Source organism: Mesorhizobium sp. M7A.F.Ca.MR.148.00.0.0 (assembly GCF_003997735.1).
Lineage (GTDB): Bacteria > Pseudomonadota > Alphaproteobacteria > Rhizobiales > Rhizobiaceae > Mesorhizobium.
Genome location: NZ_RZTB01000274.1, coordinates 1 through 1,399, shown reverse-complemented (window position 1 = coordinate 1,399; position 1,399 = coordinate 1). Strand labels below are relative to the sequence as shown.

The window sequence follows — 1,399 nt, the reverse complement described above, 5'->3', positions numbered from 1 at the left end:
GCCGTAGTCAGCTGATTTGCGCCCAGATCGAGGAATTCGCCACAGTGTTCGTATCGTTTTTTCCAAAGCCGAAGCTGTTTTTTAGCTCGGCGGTCGTCTGGAGCCTGCTTGCCGTCTTGCTCTGGTTCTACGCAGGGGAACGTTTTGGTGGTGTTTTCGGTATGCCTCCAGCTGCTCCCGATGCGCCGCCGATCATCGGTGTCTCATCATTCTGGTCACTGCCGTTTCTATGGTTCTACATATATTTTGCCGTCGTAGTGGCGCTCTTCTACGTCTTTTGGGCTTGGTATTCGCCACACCCATGGCAGATCTGGTCCATTCTCGGCTCTGTGCTGATCCTCTTCATCACCTATTTCCAGGTTCAGGTGAGCGTTGCCATCAACAACTGGTACGGGCCATTTTGGGATCTGATCCAGAATACCATTTCGGGAAAAATAAAGATCACCGCTTCCGATATCTACTGGCAGATTGCTACATTCATGGGAATTGCCGGTGTAGCCGTGGTGGTCAGTGCGCTTACTGTATTTTTGGTAAGTCACTATGTCTTCCGTTGGCGCACTGCAATGAACCAGTTTTACATGGAAAACTGGCAGAAGCTGAGGCATATTGAGGGTGCCTCACAGCGTGTCCAGGAAGACACGATGCGTTTCTCCACGATCATGGAGCAACTCGGCGGCAATTTGATTGACTCGGTGATGACCCTCATCGCCTTCACTCCGCTGCTCATAGCCCTGTCGGTTCACATCACGGAATTGCCGATCGTGGGTGTGATACCGCATCCGCTGCTATTGTCGGCTATTTTTTGGGCCTTGTTTGGCACCGTGCTTCTGGCTGTGGTCGGCGTTAAATTGCCTGGGCTTCAGTTCCGGAACCAGCGCGTTGAGGCGGCTTATCGAAAAGAATTGGTCCTTGGTGAAGATGACCCGAATCGAGCACAGCCACCTGCTGTGAGGGAATTGTTTGCAAATGTAAGAAGAAACTATTTTAGGCTGTATTTTCACTACGTGTATTTCAACGTATTTCGCTACCTCTATTTGCAAACGAACAACATATTCTCTTTGATATTGATGGCGCCGTCCATTGCGGCTGGTGCGATCACTTTAGGTTTGTTGAACCAAATCAGCAATGCGTTCTCCCAAGTGACATCGTCGTTCCAGTATCTTGTAAACTCGTGGCCAACTGTGGTTGAGCTGATCTCGATCTACAAGCGTCTGCGCGCTTTCGAAGCCACTCTGCATGGCGAGCCGCTGCCGGAAATCGACCAGCGCTATCTCGACCGCCAGGCACAGGCGCCCGATCCAGCTTGACTGGGGTGTGAAAGTTGGCGGCTCAGCCGCCGACCGAGACCTGCCTTTGGCCAGCGTCCTGTCGCGAAACATAATCGCGAAAACTGATGCAT

Annotated in this window: 1 protein-coding gene; it reads left to right on the top strand. The window is 51.7% G+C overall.

Features of this window, described 5'->3' with window-relative positions:
• Nucleotides 1-44 precede the first annotated feature (44 nt).
• Entirely contained in the window at nucleotides 45-1,307 is a 1,263-nt protein-coding gene (gene sbmA / locus EOB49_RS33885; RefSeq protein ID WP_127383503.1) for a peptide antibiotic transporter SbmA, read from the top strand.
• The last annotated feature ends 92 nt before the right edge of the window (nucleotides 1,308-1,399 follow it).